The 19,226-nt window shown below is 67.7% G+C and carries 15 protein-coding genes; all 15 read left to right on the top strand.

The window, feature by feature from the left end:
• Positions 1–67 precede the first annotated feature (67 nt).
• The 15 genes from rsmH to VGQ44_12820 all read left to right on the top strand — a co-directional run bounded on the left by rsmH (position 68) and on the right by VGQ44_12820 (position 19,223).
• Complete coding sequence (gene rsmH / locus VGQ44_12890) at positions 68–1,018, top strand: 16S rRNA (cytosine(1402)-N(4))-methyltransferase RsmH (GenBank protein HEV8447718.1); 951 nt, start codon at positions 68–70, stop codon at positions 1,016–1,018.
• Positions 1,003–1,353 carry a hypothetical protein gene (locus tag VGQ44_12885; GenBank protein HEV8447717.1) on the top strand — a complete coding sequence of 117 codons (351 nt, stop codon included), beginning with the start codon at positions 1,003–1,005 and terminating at the stop codon, positions 1,351–1,353. The genes rsmH and VGQ44_12885 overlap by 16 nt, the downstream gene beginning before the upstream one ends.
• Positions 1,350–3,365: a penicillin-binding transpeptidase domain-containing protein gene (locus tag VGQ44_12880; protein ID HEV8447716.1), complete on the top strand. Its 2,016-nt coding sequence runs from the start codon at positions 1,350–1,352 to the stop codon at positions 3,363–3,365. The genes VGQ44_12885 and VGQ44_12880 overlap by 4 nt, the downstream gene beginning before the upstream one ends.
• A complete protein-coding gene (locus VGQ44_12875) occupies positions 3,366–4,853 on the top strand; it encodes a UDP-N-acetylmuramoyl-L-alanyl-D-glutamate--2,6-diaminopimelate ligase (GenBank protein HEV8447715.1) in 1,488 nt (495 codons plus the stop codon).
• The gene (gene murF / locus VGQ44_12870; GenBank protein ID HEV8447714.1) at positions 4,850–6,271 is read left to right on the top strand and encodes a UDP-N-acetylmuramoyl-tripeptide--D-alanyl-D-alanine ligase; all 1,422 of its coding nucleotides are present in this window, start codon (positions 4,850–4,852) and stop codon (positions 6,269–6,271) included. The genes VGQ44_12875 and murF overlap by 4 nt, the downstream gene beginning before the upstream one ends.
• A gap of 1 nt (position 6,272) precedes the next feature.
• Positions 6,273–7,421, top strand: coding sequence for a phospho-N-acetylmuramoyl-pentapeptide-transferase (gene mraY / locus VGQ44_12865; GenBank protein HEV8447713.1), 1,149 nt, complete (start codon positions 6,273–6,275; stop codon positions 7,419–7,421).
• Complete coding sequence (gene murD, locus VGQ44_12860) at positions 7,418–8,812, top strand: UDP-N-acetylmuramoyl-L-alanine--D-glutamate ligase (GenBank protein ID HEV8447712.1); 1,395 nt, start codon at positions 7,418–7,420, stop codon at positions 8,810–8,812. The genes mraY and murD overlap by 4 nt, the downstream gene beginning before the upstream one ends.
• Positions 8,813–8,828: 16 nt before the next feature.
• On the top strand, positions 8,829–10,094 hold the full coding sequence (locus VGQ44_12855; GenBank protein ID HEV8447711.1) for a putative peptidoglycan glycosyltransferase FtsW: 1,266 nt from the start codon (positions 8,829–8,831) through the stop codon (positions 10,092–10,094).
• 31 nt (positions 10,095–10,125) lie between these two features.
• On the top strand, positions 10,126–11,223 hold the full coding sequence (locus tag VGQ44_12850) for a UDP-N-acetylglucosamine--N-acetylmuramyl-(pentapeptide) pyrophosphoryl-undecaprenol N-acetylglucosamine transferase (protein HEV8447710.1): 1,098 nt from the start codon (positions 10,126–10,128) through the stop codon (positions 11,221–11,223).
• A 37-nt stretch (positions 11,224–11,260) separates the two neighbouring features.
• Positions 11,261–12,658, top strand: a complete 1,398-nt coding sequence (murC, locus tag VGQ44_12845; GenBank protein ID HEV8447709.1) for a UDP-N-acetylmuramate--L-alanine ligase — start codon at positions 11,261–11,263, stop codon at positions 12,656–12,658.
• Positions 12,655–13,356 carry an FtsQ-type POTRA domain-containing protein gene (locus VGQ44_12840; GenBank protein HEV8447708.1) on the top strand — a complete coding sequence of 234 codons (702 nt, stop codon included), beginning with the start codon at positions 12,655–12,657 and terminating at the stop codon, positions 13,354–13,356. Before murC ends, VGQ44_12840 begins: the two co-directional genes overlap by 4 nt.
• The gene (gene ftsA, locus VGQ44_12835) at positions 13,353–14,609 is read left to right on the top strand and encodes a cell division protein FtsA (GenBank protein HEV8447707.1); all 1,257 of its coding nucleotides are present in this window, start codon (positions 13,353–13,355) and stop codon (positions 14,607–14,609) included. The genes VGQ44_12840 and ftsA overlap by 4 nt, the downstream gene beginning before the upstream one ends.
• A 280-nt stretch (positions 14,610–14,889) precedes the next feature.
• Positions 14,890–16,095, top strand: coding sequence for a cell division protein FtsZ (ftsZ, locus tag VGQ44_12830; protein HEV8447706.1), 1,206 nt, complete (start codon positions 14,890–14,892; stop codon positions 16,093–16,095).
• Positions 16,092–17,363, top strand: a complete 1,272-nt coding sequence (locus VGQ44_12825; GenBank protein ID HEV8447705.1) for a M23 family metallopeptidase — start codon at positions 16,092–16,094, stop codon at positions 17,361–17,363. Before ftsZ ends, VGQ44_12825 begins: the two co-directional genes overlap by 4 nt.
• Positions 17,364–17,402: 39 nt before the next feature.
• Positions 17,403–19,223 carry a hypothetical protein gene (locus VGQ44_12820; protein HEV8447704.1) on the top strand — a complete coding sequence of 607 codons (1,821 nt, stop codon included), beginning with the start codon at positions 17,403–17,405 and terminating at the stop codon, positions 19,221–19,223.
• Positions 19,224–19,226: the final 3 nt, after the last annotated feature.

Below are 19,226 nucleotides of genomic sequence, written 5' to 3'. Positions count from 1 at the left end.
CCGCCCGCCGCGCACCGCGCGGCGGGCGGGCTCTTCGCTTCGGGTGGACCGGTGGACAGGTAGACCGGTGGACCGGGAAATTCGATTGATCAGCGAGTATCACGCGCCCGTTCTGGTTGCGCAGGTGATGGACTATCTGCGTGACGCGAAGCGCGTCCTCGACGGAACGCTAGGCGGTGGAGGGCACGCGCTTGCTCTCCTCGAGGCGGGTGTGCCGGAAGTCATTGGCCTCGATCGTGATCCCGAGGCGATCGATGCGGCGACGATGCGCCTTCAGGATTTCGCGGCCGCGGGCCGATTCGCGGCGTACCGAACGAACTTCGTGAATGCGCCGCGGCTCCATGTCCTCGACGGCACGCCGATCGACGGCGTGCTCCTCGATCTCGGCATCTCGTCGCATCAGGTCGACGACGAAGCCCGAGGGTTCAGCTTTCGCCCGGGCGCTCCGCTCGACATGCGCATGGGTCTCGGCGATGACGGCATGGAGGTCATGACCGCCGCGGACTACCTCAACACGTCCGACCTCGAAACGCTCGTCGATGCGTTTCGATCGTATGGCGACGAGCGACACGCGAGGCGGCTGGCGGCCGAAGTGGTTCGGCGCCGACAGACGCGCACGATGACGACGAGCGACGACTTCGTCGGCGCGATCCGTGCGGTGCTCGGTCCTCGCAGCGGCGCGCCCGATTTCGCCCGGCTCTTTCAAGCGATACGGATCGCCGTGAACGACGAGCTCTCGTCGCTCGAGCGCGCGCTTCCGGCGCTTCGAGACCGGCTGTTGCCCGGCGGGACGTTCGTCGTCATCGCGTATCACTCGGGCGAGGACCGAATCGTGAAGAACGCCTTCCGTGAATGGAGCGCAGCGTGCGTCTGCCCGCCGGGGCAGCCGGTGTGCACGTGCCGCGGCCACCCGCTGGGTTCGACGCTCACGAAGCGCCCGGTCTTTCCGACGGACTCCGAAACGACGGCCAACCCTCGCGCTCGCAGCGCGCGGCTTCGCGCATGGCGAAAGGCGTAGCCAAGTCGCGCTCGAAACGGGGCGCAGGCCCTCGTCCCGGAACCAGGTCGTTCATCGCCCTGGTCCTCGTTGGTTTCGTCTTGATGGCCACGGGCGTCATAGCACGCAGGGTGCTCGGTGTGGCGGCGGAGTCCTCCATTCGCCGCCTGCGCCAGCGGAGAGACGGGCTCGAGGCGGAGCGGATCCGGCTCGAGGGCGTGATCCGTGAAGCGTCGAGCCGGGCGCGCCTGCAGCCGATCGCCGAGCAGCGGCTGAACATGCACATCCCCTCCCCGGACCAGCAGGTCTTGCTGGCGCGCCCCACGACTCCAGCCTCGCCTCAACGCATTCCGTGATTCGCTCAAAGCGGATCGGGCTCGCGCACGCGGTGTTGGCCGTGTTCGCGCTCGCGATCCTCGTCAAGGCCGCCGACGTCCAACTCGTGCAGGGCACGAGGTGGCGTGCCCGCGCCGCGCGACAGCAAACGGCGGAAAAGGTCGTCCCTGCGCCGCGCGGCGACATCATGGACGCGACGCATCGCATTCTGGCGCAAAGCCGCGAGACCGTGCGGCTGGAGATCGCGCCGCGCGAGGTGCGAGAGCCGCGCAAGCTCAAGGCGGCGCTGTCCAAGCTGCGCGTCGATCCGGCGCTGATCGCCCGCGCCGTCGATACGTCATCGAAATACTTGGTCGTGCCTAAGCAATTCCTCGCCCTCGACGCGGCTCCGGCGATGGCGCTGCGCGGCGTCCATTCCTTCGCCACCCTGGTCCGCGAGGACGCAGTGTCGGCGGGAACGGAAGGACTGGTCGGTCACGTCGACGCGGACAACACGGCCGTCGACGGGCTCGAGATGTCGCTCGATTCGATTCTGCGCGGCCAGCCCGGAACGGCGACCATGGTGCGCGATCCGCGCGGTCAAGGTCGCGAGTCGCCGATCGAACCCGGAACGGCGCCGGTGAAGGGAAACAGCGTCGTCCTCACGATCAACGCCGACTTGCAGGAGATCGCCGAGCGCGCGCTCGCCGATGCGGTCGCACGGATGGGCGCCGAAGGCGGTGACATCGTCGTGCTCGATCCCCACACGGGGGCGATTCGCGCGATGGCGAGCCGGCGGCTCGATCCAAAGCAGACGTCGGCGACGGTGATCACCGAGCCGTTCGAACCGGGGTCCACGGCCAAGCCGTTCATTGCGGCCGGGCTGATCGATCGCGGCCGCGTAAATGATGCCGACTCGGTCGACACGGGCGACGGCGTGCTCGAGATCAAGGGGCGCAAGAATCCCATCCGCGACGAGCACCGCATCGGTAAAGCGCCGCTGGCCGACGTGATTCGCTGGTCGAGCAACATCGGCATCATCAAGTTCGCGCAGCGACTGAGCGCACGCGAAGAGTTCGAGACGCTGCGCGATTTCGGATTTGGCACGGCGACCGGCGTCCCGTATCCCACCGAATCCGGCGGCACGCTGCACGCGCCGAAATCGTGGTCGACGCAGTCGGCGGCGCAGATGGCGATGGGCTACGAAGTCGCGGTTACGCCGTTGCAGCTGGCCGCGGCCTACGCGGTCTTCGCGAATGGCGGCAAACTCGTCGAGCCGGCCCTCGTCGATGAGATCGTCGGGCCGGACGGCAGCGTGCGATACCGCCACACGCCGCAGGTCGTGAGACAAGTCGTGTCGCCGGCGACGGCGGAGAAAGTGCGCCATCTGTTGCTCAACGTCGTCGATGAAGGCACCGCGCTGCAGGCGGCGCTCGAGAACTACATGCTTGCCGGCAAGACGGGCACGCCCCGCGCGACGCTTCGGGGGCGTTACGTCGACGGCCGTTACAATCCGAACTTCGTGGGACTCTTTCCGGGCGACAATCCGCAGTACGTCATCGTGGTGAAGCTCACGGCACCGCGGAGCTCCATCTTCGCCGCCGAGACGGCGGCGCCGGTCACGAAGGCGATTCTCCAAGCGGCGCTCGCGGCGCGCGATGCGGCGCTCGATCGCGGCAAGCTCGCGTCGAGCGTCGTTCCGACGAAGCACGACTCGGCGCGCGAGCCCGTGCAACAGGCGGGGACGCCCGCGACCGCCGCGGGGACAGTCGCACTCGCCGACTCGGCGGCTTCGCTGCGCGACCAGGGCACAGAAACGTTCGTCGTCGCGCTGCCAATGGCGGCACAGCGCCCGGCGCCGCGCGTGTCGCATCCGATTCCCGACGTGCGAGGTCTGCCGCTGCGCGACGCGGTGCGATCGCTACACGTCGCGGGCTTCCGCGTGAGGCTCGCCCGCGGTTCCGGCAGCGGAACTTCGCCGACGAGCACGTCGCCCGCGGCCGGCGAGCTCGCACCGACTGGAACGCTGGTCCGACTGCTCATCGAACACTAGATGAACGTCCGAACGGAATTGATCGCGCGCGCGCTCGACGATGCCGGACTTCTCGTCGAGCGGCGCGGCGCGCTTCCGGAATCGATCGCCGACATCACCGACGACAGCCGCGCGGTCGGCGCGCGAGCCCTGTTCGTCGCGGTGCGCGGCACGGAACGAGACGGCCACGACTATCTCCCCAACGCGGCAAACGCGGGCGCATCGATGGCGATCGTGCAGGACGCGTCGCGCACCGATCTTCCGGCGCTCGTCGTGAGCGACGGCCGGAGGGCGGCGGCGGTCGCCGCGTCCGCGTTCTTCGGCTGGCCGGCGCGCGAGATGCAACTCGTCGGCGTCACGGGCACGAACGGCAAGACGACGACCGTCAACATGCTGCGGCACCTCCTCGACGACGGGAACACGGCGGCGTCGATCGGAACGCTCGGTGTACTGATCGGCCAGGCGGGTGAAGTGCTCGGCGCGCACGACGGCGGGTTGACAACCCCCGGGCCCATAGATCTGCAGCGTGTGATGCGAGCGCTTCGCGACCGCGGAGTGCGCCGCATCGCGATGGAGGTGTCGTCGCACTCGCTCGAGCAGCACCGAGTCGACGGGCTGCTGTTCGCGGTCGCGGTGTTCACGAACTTCACGCGCGAGCACCTCGACTATCATCACACGATGGAAGCCTACTTCCGCGCCAAGGCGCGGCTCCTCGATCATCTCACGCCGACGTCGACGGTCATCGTGAATCGCGACGACGCTTCGTGGAGCGCGCTGCCTACGGACCGCTCGACCGTCGGGTTCAGCGAACGAATTCCCACGGCCGAGGTGCATGCCGCGGACGTGCGGTTTTCGGGGAAGGGAAGCGACTGGACGCTCGTCGTCGGAGACCAGCGCGCGCCCGTGCGGTTGCCGCTCATCGGCGATTTCAATGTGATCAATGCGCTCGGTGCGGCGGCGGCGGCGCACGCGTTGTCGGTGCCCGTGCCGCGGATCGCGTCGCGGCTCGACACGGTGCCGCAGGTGCCCGGGCGTCTCGAGATTCTCCGCAACCATCCGACGGTGCTGCGCGACTACTCGCACAAGCCGTACGCACTCGAGCGGGCGATCGCCGCGGTACGCCCGTTCACGGCGGGGCGCCTCATCGTGGTGTTCGGCTGCGGCGGCGATCGCGACAAGGGGAAGCGCCCCGAGATGGGCGCGATCGCCGAGCGCGACGCCGACTGGGTGATTCTGACGAGCGACAATCCGCGGCGCGAGGATCCCGAAGCGATTCTCGACGACATCGAGCGCGGCATGACCAAGACGAACCACGAGCGGATCGAGGACCGTCGCGCGGCGATCGCGCGCGCGCTGGAGATCGCGGCGCCGAACGACGTCGTGCTTCTCGCCGGCAAAGGTCACGAGACGTACCAGATCCGCGGCACGACGAAACTGCACTTTGACGAGAAAGAGATCGTCGCCGAGCTCTCGGAACGCGGCGTCGCATCCGGCGGAGCGCACTCGTGAGCACTTCGGTGAAAGTGGGCCAGGTGTTCTGGACCGCCGACCGGGTGTCGGATGCGCTGTCGTCGCTGATGATCACGAACGCGCCGGTCACGACGATTGGGTTTCGGCGCGTCTGGACCGACACGCGTACGATCGAGCCGGGCGACCTGTTCGTGGCGCTCGTCGGTGAGAAATTCGACGCGCACGATTTCTTGAAGGAGGCGACGGGCAAGGGGGGGGGCGCGGCAGGCGTCGTCGTCTCGAGCGCGACGCCGGCGAAGGGACTCGGCGTTCCTGTCTACCTCGTCGCGGATACGCTGGTCGCGCTGGGCGCACTCGGCACCTATCGGCGACGCGCGTGGAACAAGCCGGTGATCGGCGTCGTGGGCACGAACGGGAAGACGAGCACAAAGGAGCTGCTGCGCGCCGCGTTGGGGAGCGTGCTCGAGGTGCACGCGACGAGCGCGAACTTGAACAATCTGGTCGGCGTGCCGCTCACGCTCTTGTCGATCCCCGACGCGGCGGACATCGCCGTGATCGAGATGGGGACCAACCAACCGGGCGAGGTTCCACGGCTCCGCGCGATCGTCGAACCGGACGTGACGGTGGTCACGTCGATCGGCGAAGAACACCTCGAAGGGTTGGGCGATCTCGACGGCGTGATGCGCGAAGAGATGGCGGCGACCGACGGCGTGGCGCTGGCGATCGTGCCCGCGTCGCAAGAGAACGTCGCTGAAGTCGCGCGCCGCCGGGCACGCCACGTGACGACGGCGGGGATCGATCAGGGAGACGTGGCGGGCGTAAATGCGTCGGTCGACGCCGAGGGGCGAGGGCACGCGACGGTGGACGGCGTGGAAGTCGTCGTGCCGCTTCGCGGAACTCACAACTTGCGGAACGCGATGCTGGCGATCGCCGCGGCCGGCGCGTCGGGGGTCTCCGTCGCCGACGCCGCACGAGGCATCGGCGCCATGCCCGCGCCGCCGATGCGGTCGAACCTCGAGCGGCTTGGCGCGTTGACGCTGATCAACGATGCGTACAATGCGAATCCGGGCTCCACGCGAGCCGCGCTCGAACTGCTCAGCCATGCGGGGCGGGGCAAACAGCGCGTCGCCATTCTCGGCTCGATGCTCGAGCTCGGTCCGCACACGCCGCGGTTGCACGACGAGATCGCGCGCGAAGTGCTCGACTCGGGCATCGAGCTCATCGGCGCGCTGGGCGAGTTCGGCGCGGCGTTCGAGCGGCTCGCGCCGCGCGAGGCGCGCGTCGTCACGGCCGGTGATACGGATGGTTTGTGGGCGGGATTATCGTCGCGCGTCACACCCGATGCCGTTATCCTCCTGAAAGGTTCTCGGGGAATGCGTCTCGAGAGACTTCTAAAACCCATCGCCGACTGGGCCGCGCGGCAATCCGCGACGGCGCCAACCTCAGCCGGTTGCTGACTTGCTCTACGCTTTCCTCCTACCGTTCGCCAAACAGCTGAAGGTCCTGAACGTCCTCACGTACATCTCCTTCCGTGCGGTGGGAGGGGCCGTGACGGCTTTGCTGTTGTCGTTCGTCGTCGGTCCGATCATTCTCGCAGCGCTGAAACGCGAGTCGGTGAGCCAGGGGGTGCGCGACGGAACTCCGGATTCGCACGCGGTGAAGGGTGCGACGCCGACGATGGGCGGGCTCATCATCCTCAACAGCGCGCTGATCTCCGTCGCCTTGTGGGGGCGCTTCAGTCTCCAGCATCCATATCTCTACGTCGCCGTCGCGATCACTCTCTGGATGGGCGTGATCGGGTTCATCGACGACGTGCTCAAGCTGCGTCAGAAGCGCCGCGGCGAGCGAAAGGACGGGCTCGTCGAGGGGTACAAGCTCGTCGGCCAGGTGACGGCGGGACTCGCGCTCGGATGGTATCTGCTGCACTACCCGCTGCAGCCGAACCTTCCGCCCGCGTCCACCACGCTGCCGTTCTTCAAGTACTACATCGTCATCTTCCTGCCGGGATTCGCGTGGGCATATGTGCTGTTCACGACGTTCATCCTCACGGGGACGAGCAACGCGGTGAACATCACCGACGGGCTCGACGGACTGGCGGCCGGCCTCTCGGCGATCGCGTTCGGCACGTTCGCGATCTTCGCGTACATCATGGGCCGAGTGGACTACAGTCGTTTCCTGTTCATGCCGTACCTCCAGGACTCCGGTGAGCTGACGGTATTCTGCATCTCGATCGTGGGTGCGCTCATCGGCTTTCTCTGGTACAACACGTATCCCGCGAAAATCTTCATGGGCGATACAGGCTCGCTCGCGCTAGGCGGCGGCTTGGGCGCAGTGGCGATTCTTCTGAAGTCGGAGTTCGTGCTGGCCTTCGTCGGCGCGGTGTTCGTCGCCGAGATGATGTCGGTGATCGTGCAGCGCTACACGTTCAAGTGGCACAAGCGCCGTCGCGGCGTCGAGTACGCGAGGGCGCATCGCGTCTTTCGCCGCGCGCCGCTGCACCACCATTTCGAGGAGTTGGGTTGGTCAGAGAGTCAGGTGGTCGTCCGCTTTTGGATCATCGGGATCCTGTGCGCTTTCTTCGCCCTGAGCACCCTCAAGCTGCGGTGATCAAGGAGCGCGTCCTCGACGCGGCGCTTCCGGCTCGATGGCTGCGCGGTGAGATCGCGGTCATCGGGTTGGCGCGGAGCGGCCGCAGCGCCGCGCAACTGCTCGCCCGCGCCGGCGCCGACGTCTACGCGTCGGATGTTTCTTCCTCGGCGGCAGTAGACGCCGCGGCGAGCGCGCTTCGCGACGAGGGCGTCAGCACGGACGTCGGCCACCACGATCTCGAACGGATCGCCCGCGCGTCGCTCATCGTCGCGAGCCCGGGGGTGCCGCCGGACGCGCCGCCGTTCGTCGCGGCGCGCGGAGCCGGGGTCGACATCGTGAGCGAGGTGGAGATCGGGCTGCGGTTCCTTCCGCGCCTGTCGTACATCGCCATCACGGGCTCCAACGGCAAGACCACGACGACGGCGCTCACGAGGCAGCTGCTCACCGCGCTCGACCGGCGCGCGTCGACGGCGGGGAACATCGGCACGCCCTTGTGTGAGCTCGCCGCGTCGAGAACGCCGCCCGCTTGGGTCGCGCTCGAGATCTCATCCTTCCAGCTGCACGACACGCCGTCGATCGATCCGACCGTTGGTGTGCTGACCAACCTCTCGGCGAACCATCTCGATCGGTACGCGAGCGTCGACGACTACTACGGCGACAAGATGCTGATGTTCAGGAACGCCAGACCGACCTCGAGCTGGGTCACCAACGCCGACGACGCGGATTCAGAGCGGCTCACCGCCCAACTGGGCGGACTCCGCTGCCGGTTCTCCGTGGATGGCAGCGCGGAGGCATATCTGGACCGCGCGACGGATACGCTCGTCGTGCTCGGCCATCCGCTCATGGCGCGGAGCGAACTTCCCCTCCTCGGCGACCACAACGTGGCGAACGCGCTGGCCGCGTCGCTCGCCGTGATGCTCGCCGACCGTGAGCATCGCACGCCGCACGCGTTGGCTCGGATCCGCGACGGGATGCGCGGATTCCACGCGCTCGAGCACCGCATCGAGACGGTGGCGGAGCAAGATGGGGTTTTGTGGATTAACGATTCCAAGTCCACAAATGTGACATCGACGCTCGTCGCCATTCGAGGAATGACGCGTCCGACCGTCTTGTTGCTCGGTGGCAAGCACAAGGGTGAGCCCTATACGGCGCTGGCCCCTGAGTTGCGGCGAATCGGTCGCGCCGTGATCGCGTACGGCGAGGCAGCGCCGCTCATCGAGGCCGATCTGAAGGACGTGGTGCCGTTGACCCGTCTCGGATCGTCGTTTGAGGACGTCGTTGCCACCGCGCGCCATGTGGCGCAGCCCGGCGACGCCGTGCTGCTGTCTCCCGCCTGTTCGAGCTACGACATGTTCGACAACTACGAGCATCGCGGCGCTGTCTTCAAACAGCTCGTGACTGCGGCGTAGATCTCAACGACAACAGATGACCGAGTTGCTGTTCCCCTCGCAGCCGCGGCCAGCCGCGGCGAAGCCGGATTCTCGCTCCGACGCCCCCAAGCGCGACGCTCGGGCCGCGGCGGCGATCGACGCTCGCGCGGACGTTCGCTATCGCTGGCGCATGGGCGCCGAAGCGCGAATGCTCGTGCTCGTGAGCGCGATTCTGTGTGCCTTCGGCCTCGCTGTCCTCTACAGTTCGAGCGCCTTCGTCGCGGTCGCGGACCACGGCTCGAGCACGTTCTTCTTCATTCGCCAGGTCGAGGGGCTCGCGGCCGGAACGCTGATGTTCCTGATCACGGCCAAGCTCGACGCCGAGAAGCTGCGGCGCTGGGCGTGGCCGATCATGTGGTTCACGATCGTCGCGATGGCCGCCGTGCTCGTCCTTCCCGGGCGCATCGCGCCGACGATACACGGCTCCAAGCGATTTCTCTTCGGCGCGTCCTTCCAGCCGTCGGAGTTCGCGAAGCTCGCCGTGGTCGTCTGGGTCTCGATGCTGATCGTGAAGAAGGGCGAGGCGCTCCGCCGCCTCACGAAAGGGTTGATCCCGTTCGTCGCCGTCATCGGCGTGCTCGACGTGCTCGCCGCGCTGGAACCGGATCTGTCGGTGGCGATGCTGCTCACATTGCTCATGGCGCTCCTCCTGTTCGTCGGTGGCGCACGCATGGGGCACTTCATCGCCCTCGGCGCGATGTGTCTGCCGGTGTTCATTGCCAAGGTCGAGAAGTGGCGGTACGCGCTGTCGCGGGTCACGGCGTTCCTGCATCCCGGAAACGAGCCGTCAGCGGTGAGCTTTCAGCTCAACCAGTCGCTCATCGCGGTGGGGTCGGGAGGGTGGTTCGGGCGAGGTTTCGGCGAGGGAATGCAGCAGGCATTCTTCGTCCCGTTCCCCTACAGCGACTTCGTCGCGAGCAACGTGGGCGAAGAGTGGGGGTTCATCGGTCTTGCCGGCATCACGATCGCGTTCGCGTTGTACGCGTTGCTTGGATTCCGCATCGCGCGGCAGGCGCGGACGCCGTTTCTCCAACTCGTCGCCGTCGGCCTCACGTTCACGACCGTGCTCACGGCCTTCCTGCACATCGGCGTGGTGATCGGTCTCCTCCCGACGACCGGCCTGACGCTTCCCTTCGTTTCGTACGGCCGCTCGAATCTCGTGCTGACCCTCCTGTTCACCGGCATCCTCGTGAACATTGGCAGCACGCGCGAGCGCGTGGTCGGCGTCTCGGCGACCGACCCGCTGGCTGTAGCTGCCTAGACTCTCCTCGGCTCCCCCCACCCCCACCCCCATGGCGCGGATCTTCGTCGCGGGCGGAGGAACGGGCGGCCACCTCTACCCGGGCGTCGCGATTGCCCGCGCGCTCGTGCGTGCGCGTCCGGCGATCGAGCCGTTTTTCATCGGCGCGAAGCGGGGCATCGAGCGCGACGTTCTCCCGAAGCTGGAGTTCCCGTACGCTCTCCTCGACGCGCATCCGCTGTATCGCCGCGCCGTGTGGAACAACGCGAAGACGGTGACTGGCGGAATTGGAACCTGGCGGGAGCTGGGACGGCTGGCACGCGCTGAGAATCCCAAGCTCGTGATCGGCACGGGTGGCTACGCCGCCGCGTTCGCGATGGCCTACGCGGTCGTGCATCGCATTCCGATCGTCCAGCAGGCGGGCGACAGTCATCCCGGACTCACCGCGCGCGCATTCAGCCGATGGTCGCGCGAGATGTATCTGAGCTTTCCCGAGGCGTCGCGCGCGCTGCGCGCGCACCATCCGGGTTCACTCGTGGACACCGGCGCGCCGATCGAACCGCCGCCGTCGCCGCGACCGGATCGGCGCGCGGCTCGCCAGTCGTGGGGGCTTCCCACGGAGGGTCGCGTCCTTCTCGTCTACGGAGGCAGCCAGGGGTCGCTCGCGATCAACCGCGCCGTCGCGCAATGGATCGATCGGGGTCTTCCGGATTCAGTGTCGCTGATCTGGGGCACCGGACGCGGGTCGTTTGCCGAATTCAAGGACCGGGAATCGCCGCGCGTTCGCGTGCGCGACTATCTCGCGCCCATCTCGGACTCGTACGCCGCGGTCGACCTGGCGATCGCCCGCGCCGGCGCGATGACGACAGCCGAGCTGTTCGCGTGGGGGATTCCCGCCGTGCTCGTTCCGCTGCCGACAGCTGCCGCGGACCACCAGACGGTGAACGCGGTGACGCTCGAGCGCGCGGGTGCCGCGATTCATTTGCCGCAGTCCCAACTGACCGCGGAACGTCTCGATGCCACAGTGCGCTCGATCCTCGACCGGCCGGCGGAGCTGGAGCGTCTCGCCGCGGGGGCTCGTGGGCGAGCACGCCCCGACGCCGCCGAGGAAATCGCGCGCCGCATCCTGGCGCTCCTCGACTCGTTTTGAGCCGGTTGAGCCGGTTTCTATATTGCCCATCCACGACATGCCTCTCCTCGATCCCAACGACGCGCGTCCGATTCACTTTGTCGGGATAGCCGGAGCCGGTATGAGCGCGCTCGCCGAGCTGTTCATTCGGCGCGGCGTGAAGGTCACCGGGTGCGACGCGAACCCGGAGGCGGCCACCGACCTGGTTCGTCTCGGCGTGAACGTCGTGCCGCACGATCCGTCGCACGTGGATGGCGCGCGCGCACTCGTCGTGACGTCGGCGATGCCGAAGAACCACCCCGAGCTCATGCGCGCGCACGAAGTGGGGGTTCCCGTGATTCGCCGTGCCGAGGCGCTCGGCGAAGTCACCGTCGGCCGCGAGCTCGTTGGAATCGCCGGGACGCACGGCAAGACGACGACGACCGTGATGACGGCGATGGCGCTTTCGGCGGCGGGGCGTGAGCCAACGGCGCTGGTGGGCGGCCGCGTCGCGGCGTGGGGAGGGAATCTGCTGGCGGGTGGCGAGCGGCTCTACATCGTCGAGGCCGACGAATACGACCGCTCGTTCCTCGCGCTGTCGCCAACCGTGGCCGTCGTCACGAACATCGAGGCCGATCACCTCGACATCTATTCGGACATCACCGACATCGAGCGAGCGTTCGCCCAGTTCGTGCGCGGTGCGCGATCGATCGTGCTTTGCGCGGAAGACGCGAGAGCGAACCGGCTCGCGACGCCAAGCACCACGGAAATAATCCGCTACGGGATCACGTCGCGCGACGCGCGTCTCATCGCCCGCAGAATCGAATCTCACGCCGGCACCTCGAGCTTCGACGTCGTGTACGACGACGAACTGTTGGGCCGCGTGCAGCTGAGCGTTCCCGGGCAGCACAATGTGTTGAACGCGCTCGCCGCCGTGGGCACGGGTCTGGCGCTCGGCGCCGAGTTCGCCGAGCTAGCGCAGGGTCTGGCCTCGTTCACCGGCGCCGAGCGGCGGTTTCAGCGGCTGGGAGAGCGGGGCGGCGTCCTGGTGGTGGATGACTACGCCCATCATCCGACCGAAATTGCCGCGACCCTCGCCGCGGCGCGCGGCGCGTTTCCCGACCGACGCATCCTGATCGCGTTTCAGCCGCACCTATTCACGCGGACGCGCGATTTCGCACGCGAGTTCGGATCCGCGCTCGCCGCCGCCGACGCCGTCTATCTGACCGAGATCTATCCCGCGCGGGAGCGTCCGATCGAAGGAGTCACGTCGGGCCTCGTGGCCGACGCCCTCACGGCGGCAGGCGGACGATTGGCGTGGCGCGGCGCGCGCGAGGACTTGCCGGGCGCCCTCGCGGCAGGCGTGCAGGCGGGAGACCTGGTGCTCACGGTGGGGGCCGGCGACGTGACGAAAGTCGGGCCGGCCCTCCTCGAGGAACTCGGGCACCCGCGCGCGGCTGGGGGGGCGCCACGATGACTCGCACCAAGCTGGCCATCGGCGGAGCGGTGCTCGTCGTGCTCGGGTCGGCGCCGTTTTGGGGACCGCTCGCGCTGCGCGAAATGTCATTCTTTCGCGTGAGGCGGGTGGAGATCATCGGCGCTCGCTATTTGGCCCCCAGTGACATAATCGCTCGGCTGAACGTCGATACGCTGGCGTCTGTCTGGGAACCGACCCATCCGTTGGCCGCGAGAGTCGAGCAATACCCGGGGGTGGCGCACGCGAACGTCCGCAGAAAGTTGCCGGGAACCCTGGTCGTCGAGATCGTCGAACGAGTGCCCGTGGCACTCGTGTCGGCGCCGACTGGACTTCGTGCCTATGACGATCATGGCACGGCGCTGCCGATCGATCCGACGCGCGTGGCCGTGGACGCACCGGTACTGATGGAGCGCGACGTTCCCTTGCTCAAGCTCTTGGGCTCGATGCGCGCGAACATGCCGGCGATGTACGCGCGGGTGAGCGGCGCGCGCCGGCCCGGGCACGGGGAGATCGCGTTGGACCTCAAACCTGCGGGAACCGGCGCGACGCAAACCGAAACCGTTCGCGCAAACGACGACCTGACGTTGGAGCGTCTGGCCGACGTGGAGCCGGTGGAGCAGGACCTCTCGAAGAAGCAACTGCGGGCAACGGAAATCGATCTGCGGTTCCGTGACCAAGTGATCGCCAGACTTCCATGAACTCCGAACGCATCGTCGCGGGACTCGACATCGGGTCGGCCAAGACCACCGCCATCATCGCCGAGGTGGAGGGCGATCTGCCGAAGCACCCGACGATCAAGGTGCTGGGCGTCGGTCAGTCGCGCACGACGGGCGTACACCAAGGCGTCGTGTCGGACATCGAGGAGACCACGAACTCGATCAAGAAAGCAGTCGAGGACGCGGAACGGATGGCGGGCGCCGACGTCGAGGATCTCTTCTGCGGAATCGCCGGCGAGCACGCGCAGGCGATGACGAGCAAAGGAATCGTGGCGATCAGCCATGACGAGATCACGCTGTCTGACGTCGAGCGTGTGAACGAGGTGGCGCGAGCTCAGGCGATTCCGCCGGACCGTCAGCTCCTGCACGCGATTCCACAGGAGTACACCGTCGACCGGAACGCGGGGATTCGCGACCCGATCGGCATGACCGGCACGCGGCTCGAGACCGAGATGTACCTGGTGACGATCGGCAATTCGCCGCCGATCCACCTGCGCCGCTCGATCGAGCGGGCCGGGTACAAGCTGCGCGAGCTGGTGCTCGAGCCGCTGGCCGCGGCGCTCGCCGTGCTCACGGAAGACGAGAAGGAGCTCGGCGTCGCTCACGTGGAGATGGGCGCGAGCACGACGGACTTGGCGATCTTCCACGAGGGAAAGATCCGGCACCTCGGGACGATCAAGTTCGGCGGCAAGAACGTGACGCGTGACATCGTCCACGGACTCGGCGTGACCCAGGCCGACGCCGAGCGCCTCAAGGAACGGTTCGGCTCGGCGTACGAACCACTGGTCGATCCGGGCGAGGTGATTCAGCTGCCGAGTACGGCGGCCCAAGGTGAGCGCCACATTCCACGCGAGTTGCTGGCGCACATCATCCACCAGCGAATGGACGAGGTTTTCGACCTCGTTCAGCGCGAGATCACAGCCGCGGGGTTCGCGGGGAAGCTGAGCGCCGGCGTTGTCCTGACGGGCGGGGCCGCGGCAATGCCCGGCACGGCCGAGCTGGCGAACGAAGTCTTCGGGACGGGCGTCCGGGTCGGGGTTCCGACGCAGAACGTCGGGGGACTCGTGGATACGGTGGACGCGCCCCGGTTCGCGACGGTCGTCGGGCTCGCGCAGTACGGCGCCAACCGGGTGGCGTTGGGCGCCGCGACGACCAGCGCACGACGAACGCCGATCGGCAAGGGAATGGAAGGGATCACCGCGAAGCTGAAATTCTGGCTCCAGGACTTTTTCTAGGAACTGGAATCAGAGTTCGAGAATGCTGGCGGGGTGGACCGTCGCACCGAGACGGGGCGCATCAAATTTGTGTCACGTACGTCACGGTTGTGGAAAAGTCGGACGGCTATTCTTCGTGAAGAATTCGCGTGGGCGTCGTCAAAAGGGGTAGTCGGAACGCCGGAAAGCATTATATTGCGCGAGCGCTTCCGAGCCCTATGAGCCGCGGCTCGACGTAGTGTCGTCCAGTCGTTCCTTCCTTGATTCGACTCGCCAACATTCGACGTACGGACCGTCCGCAATGATCTTCGAGTTCGAAGAGAGCGCGACACAGAACGCCCGCATGAAGGTCGTCGGCGTCGGCGGGGGCGGCGGCAACGCCGTCAACCGGATGATCGACGAGCACCTCGAGGGGGTCGAGTTCATCTCGGTGAACACCGACGCCCAGGCGCTGCTCAACTCGAAGTCCGACGTCAAAGTCCAAATCGGCAAAAAACTTACGCGCGGTCTCGGCGCCGGCGCGCGGCCCGAAATCGGCCGCCAGGCGATCGAGGAAAACCGCGATGAAGTCGGCCGGTCGCTGACCGGCGCCGACCTGGTGTTCATCACGTGCGGAATGGGCGGCGGAACCGGTACGGGAGCCGCCCCGGTGATCGCCGAGCTGGCCCGTGAGGCGGGCGCGCTGACAGTCGGCATCGTGACCAAACCGTTCCTGTTCGAAGGGCGCAAGCGGATGCGCCAGGCGGAGCAGGGTATCAACGACATGCGCAAGAACGTCGACACGATGATCGTCGTGCCGAATGAACGGTTACTCGCGGTGGTCGGGAAAGGGATTCCGTTCCAGGACGCGCTCAAGAAAGCGGACGAGGTCCTGCTCCATGCGACCCAGGGCATCTCCTCGCTGATCAGCGTCACGGGGCTCGTGAACGTCGACTTCGCCGACGTCCGAACCGTGATGCAGGCGGGCGGGTCCGCGCTCATGGGCACCGGCATCGGCCGCGGCGAAAATCGCGCGATGGAAGCCGCCCAGCAGGCGATCAGCTCGCCGTTGCTCGACAACGTGAGCGTGTCGGGCGCGACCGGCGTCCTCGTGAACATCACCGGGGGCGCGGACCTCACGCTCGGCGAAGTGCACCAGATCAACGAGATCATTCACGACGCCGTCGGTGACGACGCCGAGATCATCTTTGGAGCGGTCCACGAGCCGGCCATGCAGGGCGAGATCCGCGTGACGGTCATCGCGACCGGCTTCGACCGTGCCCTCAATATGGGAACGACGCGGCCCGCGGACATCGTCACGTCGCCGACGGTGACCAAGAGCACCGGGTCGCCGGTCATCCAGTTCCCGCAGACTCGGCCCACCCGTGTGGCCAATACCGGCGGGGCAGGCACGGCCAACCGTTCAACCGATCCCACCCGCTCCTCCCGGCCTTCCCTCGGTGAGCGTGCGCCGCAAGACGTCACCGACATGGAGATCCCGACGTTCATCCGTCGGCAGATGGATTGAAGCCGGCGCTCTTCCGAATCGCTCTCTACTCCCTCATCGCGCTGGCCTTGGCCGGCGCGATTCGCTTCACACCCAGACTTTCCGAAGAAGCCCACCGGCCGGCTGACGTCTTCACGACGCAGGCGGCGATGCCGTCGTGGAGGCTCCGGTTCGACACGTTGGGTCGCGGCGAGTCGCTTCAGTCGCTCTTCCACCGGGGTGGGCTGAGCGACGCGGACGCCGATCTCGCGATGCGGGCGGCGGCTTCGGCTTCGCTGAACGTGAGGCGCATCCCCGCGGGAATGCTCGTCACCCTGCGGACCCGCGCCGCGGACTCGATTCCATCAGAGATCTCGCTTCAACTGTCACTCGATCGCGTGCTGCACCTGAGTCGGTCGGGGAACGGGTGGACGGGTGCCGAGGAACGCGTTCGGTGGACGACGGACACGATCATCGTCGCCGGGAGGATCGAGTCGAATCTGTACGACGCGATGGACGAGAGCGCGAGGCGTGATTTGCCCGCCGCCGCGCGGCAGCAACTCGCGTGGTCGCTCGCCGACGTTTACGAGTACCGCGTGGACATGAGCCGCGACCTGCAGGTAGGCGACAACTTCGGCGTGGTCGCGGAGCGGGAAGTGTCGCCGACAGGCGCCGTGCGAATCGGGCAGCTGATCGCGGCGACATTCACGTTGTCAGGGTCGGTCATCAAGGCAGTGCGGTTCGCGCACGACTCATCGAACGGCGAATTCTTCGACCAAAGCGGAAAGTCGATGAGGGCCGCCTTCCTTCGCGCGCCGCTCGAATTCCGCCGCATCTCGAGTGTATTCGGCGGGCGCGAACATCCGATTCTCGGCGGTTGGCGCGAACACAAGGGAACCGACTACGCGGCAAACGCGGGAACGCCGGTGCGGGCCATCGGCAGCGGCGTCGTGATTCGCGAAGGTTGGGGAAACGGCTATGGCAACGTGCTCGAGATTCGCCATCCAAACGGCTTCGTCACGCGCTATGGCCACTTGAGCCGATTCGCGGCGGGTGTGCGAGCCGGCTCACGCGTCACGATCGGCCAGACCGTGGCGTTCGTCGGCAGCACGGGATTGGCGACGGGGCCGCATTTGCATTTCGAGGTGCTGGTCGCGGGCAGACAGCGCGACCCGCGAGTCGCGCTCAAGTCGGTCGGCGGTGCGCCGGTACCGGCCGCGGACCGCGACGAGTTCGAGCAGGCCCGCGACCGCATCCTTTCGTATCTCGACTCCGCCGCCCCGGGCGTGGCAAAGCTGGCGCTCCGCTGATCGCGGGGGCTGCCGCGGGTCGACGTTAGGTTTCGGCCAATGTCAGCCTGGCTGCTCGCCGTCGTTGCCGGCGTCGTGGTGGCGCTCACTCAATACGGCCTGCGCGAGCTTCGAACGGGGGGCGCGTTCACAGTCGTCGCAGCGTTGCTGCGGGCGGCTGTGGTCTCGCTCATCGTCGCGTTGCTGCTCGACGCGCCGCTCGGCTTCGCGGCACCGGCCTCGGCGTGGGTCGCGCTCGACGTGTCGTCGAGCATGGTCCGCGACGATTCGACGACGTGGCGCGCCGCCCGCGATTCGCTGACTCGCGCTCAGCGGGCGGGAGGCGGGGCGGCGGAGAGCGTTTTCGTATTCGGCGATTCGATTCGGCGAGGCAGCGATGCAGGCACGCCGTCGGATCCGACGACGCGCCTGCGTCCCGTCGTCGAACGCGCGCTTGGAGCGGGCCATCCGCTTCTCATCATCACGGACGGCGAGATCGACGATCCGGACGCGGCGGCGTCGCTTCCCGCGGGTTCGCGGCTCGTCGTCCTGAAGCATCCGCCGCGACGCGATCTAGGCGTCGTCTCCATCGATGCCCCGCGCGCGCTCGTCAGCGGCGATACGGTGGAGGTGCGGGTCACGCTCGCGGCCGGCGGCGGCGGCGCGGCGCCGGGTTCGTTGTCTCTGACACTGAACGACCGTCCAATCGCGACGGCGCCGGTGGATTCGATGGCGCCCTTCGCTGAGCGCACGGTCTCCGTGAAGGCGCGGCTGCAGGGCGCGAGCGGCTCGACTCTGTTGAAGGCGGCCGTGTCGTCGCCCGGCGACTCGAACGCGCACGACGACACGTTGAGCGTGGCCGTCGATCTCTCGCGGGCGGCCAGCGCGGTGTTCGTGTCGACGTCGCCCGACTTCGACGCACGCTACGCGCTCTCGGTGCTGCGCGGGTCGCTCGGCATTCCGAGTCGCGGATTCTTCCGCGTCGCGCCGGGCGAATGGCGCGCCGACGGCTCGCTGGCGCCCGCGTCCGAAGCGGACGTACGCCAGGCGCTGCACGACGCTCCGGTGGCCATCATTCACGGCGACACGGCCATCTTCGGCCCGCCTCGGGCGGCGACGGCCGGGCCTCTCGCGCTCCTCGTCACGACCGGAACGGAGGGGGAATGGTACCCGTCGGCGGCGCCGCTGTCGCCGCTGGCACCGTCCCTGTCGGGCGTTGTGTGGGATAGCCTGCCGCCCGTGGGTCTGTCGCCGAACGTGCCCAAGGGAAGTTGGGTCGGCGTCGAAGCGCGTCGCGGCCGCGGCGACGAGCGGAGGCCGGTCGTCGTGGGTATGGAGGAGCCGCGCCGGGTCGCGGTGATCGCGGCGTCGGGCCTTTGGCGCTGGAAGTTCCGCGGCGGTGTTTCGGGCGACGCGTTCACCGCGGTGTGGGGAAGCGTGTTCGATTGGCTGGCGGCCGAGCGCGCCGACCACCGCGCCGCGGTGCCCGACGAGCGCGTCGTCCGCGCCGGAGACCCGGTGCGGTGGCGACGCGGTTCGGCGGCGGACTCGCTGGTCACGGTGGTCGTGCAACAGCATGGTGCGCCACGCGGCGATACGCTGACGCTCCGCTTCCCGCCCGGTGTCAGCGTCACACAGACGCCGCCGCTCGCGGCCGGTGTCTACGACGTCACGACGCGCGGCGGATCGGTGCTCTTGCCGGTGAACCCGTCGCGCGAGTGGCTGCCGCGCTCGCCGACCGTCAAGGCCGGCGAGCAGACACGCAGCACGCTGTCGGCCGACGCGGCGCCGCGGATTCGCGGTGCCGGCTGGGCGTACGCGTTGGCGATATTGCTGGTATGCGTCGAGTGGGTTCTGCGCCGCCGGCGCGGCATGCGTTGATCA

Source organism: Gemmatimonadaceae bacterium, from assembly GCA_036003045.1.
GTDB lineage: Bacteria > Gemmatimonadota > Gemmatimonadetes > Gemmatimonadales > Gemmatimonadaceae > JAQBQB01.
Note: the sequence above shows the minus strand (reverse complement) of the source record. Positions and strands in the feature narration are given on the sequence as shown.